Origin of the sequence: Vreelandella lionensis, from assembly GCF_002087295.1 — a bacterium.
GTDB classification, from domain to species: Bacteria; Pseudomonadota; Gammaproteobacteria; order Pseudomonadales; family Halomonadaceae; genus Vreelandella; species Vreelandella lionensis.
In genome coordinates this window covers 1-4,330 of record NZ_MWVI01000036.1, presented here as the reverse complement: position 1 = coordinate 4,330, position 4,330 = coordinate 1, and the positions used below count along the sequence as shown (strand labels likewise).

Annotated in this window: 4 protein-coding genes and 1 pseudogene; 3 read left to right on the top strand and 2 right to left on the bottom strand. The window is 45.4% G+C overall.

Translation table 11 applies throughout. From position 1 onward, the window contains the following. Positions 1–13: 13 nt before the first annotated feature. From B4967_RS04690 to B4967_RS04685, 3 genes are all read left to right on the top strand, one after another. Positions 14–457 (top strand): 2,4'-dihydroxyacetophenone dioxygenase family protein, encoded by a 444-nt coding sequence (locus B4967_RS04690; protein WP_207953576.1) that lies wholly within the window; start codon positions 14–16, stop codon positions 455–457. A gap of 104 nt (positions 458–561) precedes the next feature. After that, the gene (locus B4967_RS17745; protein ID WP_139794406.1) at positions 562–756 is read left to right on the top strand and encodes a hypothetical protein; all 195 of its coding nucleotides are present in this window, start codon (positions 562–564) and stop codon (positions 754–756) included. Beyond that, positions 737–1,738, top strand: a complete 1,002-nt coding sequence (locus B4967_RS04685; RefSeq protein WP_279384649.1) for an amidohydrolase — start codon at positions 737–739, stop codon at positions 1,736–1,738. Before B4967_RS17745 ends, B4967_RS04685 begins: the two co-directional genes overlap by 20 nt. Positions 1,739–1,880: 142 nt before the next feature. Here B4967_RS04685 and B4967_RS04680 read toward each other — a convergent pair whose 3' ends face one another. Further along, on the bottom strand, positions 1,881–2,132 hold the full coding sequence (locus B4967_RS04680) for an adenylyl-sulfate kinase (protein ID WP_340638683.1): 252 nt from the start codon (positions 2,130–2,132) through the stop codon (positions 1,881–1,883). An 855-nt stretch (positions 2,133–2,987) separates the two neighbouring features. After that, positions 2,988–4,058: pseudogene (locus B4967_RS04675) on the bottom strand (IS256 family transposase); the annotation flags it as partial. Positions 4,059–4,330 lie beyond the last annotated feature (272 nt).

Here is a 4,330-nt window from a genome sequence, read left to right as displayed (position 1 = left end):
AAGGTAAATAACAATGCATGAAAAAACTAATAACAACGATTTACCGTATCAACTCCTACAACCTAGCTATATGAGACCTGACTTACTTCTCGAAAAAGCCCTCACCGATTACTTAACGGATGACGAACTGTGGGTTCCATCAACTTCAGAAGGTGTATCTTTCAAACCTCTGCTTCTACATGCAAGCTCTGGTTACTATGTTAATTTACTACGCGTTAATAAACATGGCTTTCTTTCACGCCATCGCCATTCTGGAGATGTCCAAGCATTTGTTTTAAAAGGTAAATGGTACTATTTAGAGCATGACTGGATTGCTAAAGAAGGCTCTTTTGCATATGAACCTCCTGGAGAAACGCATACTTTATTTGTTCCAGATGACGTTAAAGAAATGATTACACTATTTACCGTTAAAGGCGACTATACCTATGTAGATGAATATGGCAAAGCCTGGGTATGAAGATGTTTTCACTAAAATTGAAGCCACGAAAAAGCATTACAATAATATTGGACTAGACATCGAAGAGCTAAATAAAATCATCAGGTAATCAAAAGGAATAGTAGATGAACAAGTTTTGCAATAATGAGAGTTTAAGAAAAATTCGCAGAGAGTTACACCAAAACCCAGAAATAGGTTTTGAAGAAAACTTTACGGCAAATAGAGTTCGAACATTTTTAGAAGATAATAACATAAGATATGTTTCTGGTTTGGGAAAAACAGGCATAGTCGCTTGGGTCACTGGACAGAAAGAACGATAGTGGTAATAGTGTAGCCCTTCGGGCAGATATGGATGCCCTACCTATAGAAGAGAAAAGCGGTGTAACTTATTCTTCAGTGAACAAGGGTAAAATGCATGCTTGCGGCCATGATGGGCATGTAACCATGTTATTGGGCGCAGCTTTATTTTTAATAAAAAACAACAACTTCTCTGGCACCGTTTATTTTATATTTCAACCTGCTGAAGAAGGACTTGGCGGCAGCAAGGCCATGATTAAAGATGGTCTTTTTGAAAAATTCAGCATTAATGAAATATATAGCATTCATAATTGGCCTGATTTACCCGTAGGTAAATTTGGTTTAATGGATGGGCCTATTATGGCAAGTGGAGACCGTATAGATATTGTGATTCATGGAAAAGGAGGCCATGGAGGTCTAAGTCCGCATAACTGCATTGATCCTATACGGATTGCATCTGAATTAATCAACAAAGCTAATACTATTGTAGGTCGGGAAATAAACCCATTAAGTCCAGCCGTAATTAGCATATGCTCTATTAATGGAGGTGATATTAATGGGTTTGCAGTAATACCAAATACCGTCAAAATGAGTGGAACAACCAGGGCTTTAGATAAGGTGACTCAAGCCTCTATTCACTGTGCTCTAAGAAACCTATGTGAAAGCATTGAAAAATACTATGGAACGAGCATAGAATTAAAAATAGAGAACAAGTTCAGTATAACTTTTAATGAAAAATCAGCAACAAAAAAAGCGCTAAAAGTTATATGTGAAAATTTTGGAAGTGAGAGCATCCAAGAAAATCATCATCCAAGCATGGCAGGAGAAGACTTTTCATTTATGCTAGATGAAGTTCCAGGCGCCTATATTCATGTAGGCTCTGGTGATGACAATCATAAGCATGGACTGCATAGTCCATATTATGATTTTAATGATGAAATTATTCCTACTGGTGTAACATTGCTATCTCAACTAGCAATTAAATCTTTAGAAACACAGGTTTAAAAAATCAAGTTTAAATTAAGAATTATCTACAACGTTTATTTATGGCCGCTTAGATGGTGGCCATGTCTGATAGGCTGAGCAGGGAATTGTGAGGACGGCATATTGATGCACACAGATTAAAAGCAAGCTTTCATCAGTTGCGTCACCAACTCTTGCTGAGTGTGGTAGATAGTATTAAGTGATACAGGCCTTTCGGATCACGCTGTTCACATACTTCCAGCGGCGTGTTGACACACACCTCGATACAATCACCTTTATCAAACAGCTCACGGTCAGCACGGAAAGGCGATATAAAGGCAGTAATCACGATTATGCTGGCCTCAGCAAATAACCGTACCACTTCGCCCACGCGGCGGATATTCGTAAACGATCCACTAACCTTGCAATTACCCACAAAACATCAGCTACATAAGCATACTGTTGATAAAGTAAAGCCCGATGTGTTTTTTTGGCTTCTCAGTTCGTTCGATATGATAAGAGGTATCAATATGGGACAACACTGGGTGAACGAGGAAATGACTGGCTGCGACTTGGGGGACGCGCGACTGCATTGATCCTGCAGGATACAACCGAGTTTTCTTTCAAGCATTCGTCATCTGAGAAGATTGGTTTCATTAATGAATCAACCGGGCGCAAGATGAAAGACGGACGGCACCTTAAACATACCGTCTGCGGGCTTTTAATGCACGCTAGTCTGGCTATCACAACGGAAGGGTTGCCCTTGGGTCTAACAGCTGCCAAATTCTGGACGCGGAACAAATTCAAAGGCACAGCAGCTCTCAAGCGCACGGTTAATACGATCCGCGTACCCATCGAGCAGAAAGAAAGCATGCGTTGGCTTGACAACCTGCAGCGTTCTACTCAGCTTGCAGGTTCACCTGAACGGTGCGTGCATATCGGTGATCACGAGCGTGACATTTTTGAACTCTTTTGTCTGGCTCAAGATCTTAGCACTCACTTTTTGATCCGCAGTTGCGTTGATCGTCTCGCCGAGGAGGGAGGCACTACGATTTCTCATGTGATGGCCAAGACTCAGGTCAGTGGAACACACGATATTCACTTTCGTGACAAGCGAGGCAATCAACAGGAGGCGACCCTATCGGTCAAGCATGCAACGATGACAGTTTGTCCACCGATTGGGAAACAGAAAAAGTACCCAAAACAGAAGCTTGGTATTATTTTTGCGGAAGAGAAAACCCACCCGAAGGGCGTTCCCCTATCATCTGGAAGTTGGTCACTAGAACCGCATGTTCCGGCTGCGTTTGCTCCGCAGGCGAATCGTAGCGAAGGTCGATTTGATCGGATTGGTTGTACGAATATGCAACCAGTGCTCTGCCGGATAGTCGTAGAACGCCAGCAACGCCTCCCGATTCTTCATCAAACACGCCATGGCTGTTGGGTACTTGGCGTCGAAGCGTTTCACGGTGCGATCAAACGCCTTGTGGGCATCAAAGCGTATCTCGGCCATCCATATCTCGTATAGATCAGCTTTGACCTTGCGCTGTACGGATTTCGGTAGCTTATTCAGCACATTAGCCGTCTTATGTACCCAGCAACGCTGGTGATCCGTTTCCGGATAGAGCTGGCTCAACTCCGCCCAGCACCCCATGGCACCGTCGACGATCGCAAGCTTGGGGGCATTCGCGTAACCCCGTTACCAGCTCTCCCAGCTGGCCTCCGATGCGCGTCGTCCATCCTCCACGGCGACCAGCTCTTTACGGCCATGCTCGGTCACACCGATGAGCACCAGCAGGCACAGGCTGTCATCCATGCGCACCTTGCTGTAGATACCGTCGACCCACCAGTAGACATAGCGCTGCTCTGATAGATCGCGTTTCTGCCAGTCAGCATGCTCATCTTCCCACAGCTTCTTGGGCCGAGACACGGTGTTCACCGAGAGGCCTTTGGCCTGATCACCGAGCAGCGCGGCCAGTGCCTCTTGGTAATCGCAGGTGGAGATCCTCTTCAGGTAGAGCCAGGGGATCAACTCCTCGATACTGCGAGTCCGCTTCAAATAAGGCGGTAGCAGGCTGCTGTTAAAGCCAGCGCCATGGCTGCTGTGGTCTCGTACCTTGGGCACTTGCACGCTAACATCACCGATGCCCGTCTGGATCGTACGCTCGGGCAAGTGGCCGTTGCGGATCACGGCACGACGCCCATCCTCTAGCGTTTTGTCGGCGTATTGATCCAGAAACGTCGTTAACTCCGGCACCCCGGCCTTGGCTATTAAGTCTCGGGCTCCCTGGCGTAGCAGTTCATGCAGTGGGTCCGTGATGTCGTTTTCTGGCTGTGTGACGGCTTGGAGGGTCGAATCATTCATGGCGTATCCACCTGTGTTGGTTGAGATCTTGGTCGTGATCAATCAACAGGATACGCCACCCTTCCTACTTCCTCCCATACACCAGAATCGAGCTTAACTCTCGTGTTCATGAGAAGTCCTATCCAGGTGTAAAACGTCGCTGCAATGATGGCGTATTGTACGGGTAAGTGCAGGCTTCAAGACACTTGGAAGATCAGCGTGACGATGCATGAATAACTCTTAAAATTGACTACAATTATATTTAAGGAAGCTCTGAAAAAGTCACTGCCATT

Excerpts from the sequence above, each read along its gene's own strand:
- B4967_RS04690 (WP_207953576.1), top strand. The coding sequence starts at position 14 with ATGCATGAAAAAACTAATAACAACGATTTACCGTATCAACTCCTACAA.
- B4967_RS17745 (WP_139794406.1), top strand. The coding sequence starts at position 562 with ATGAACAAGTTTTGCAATAATGAGAGTTTAAGAAAAATTCGCAGAGAG.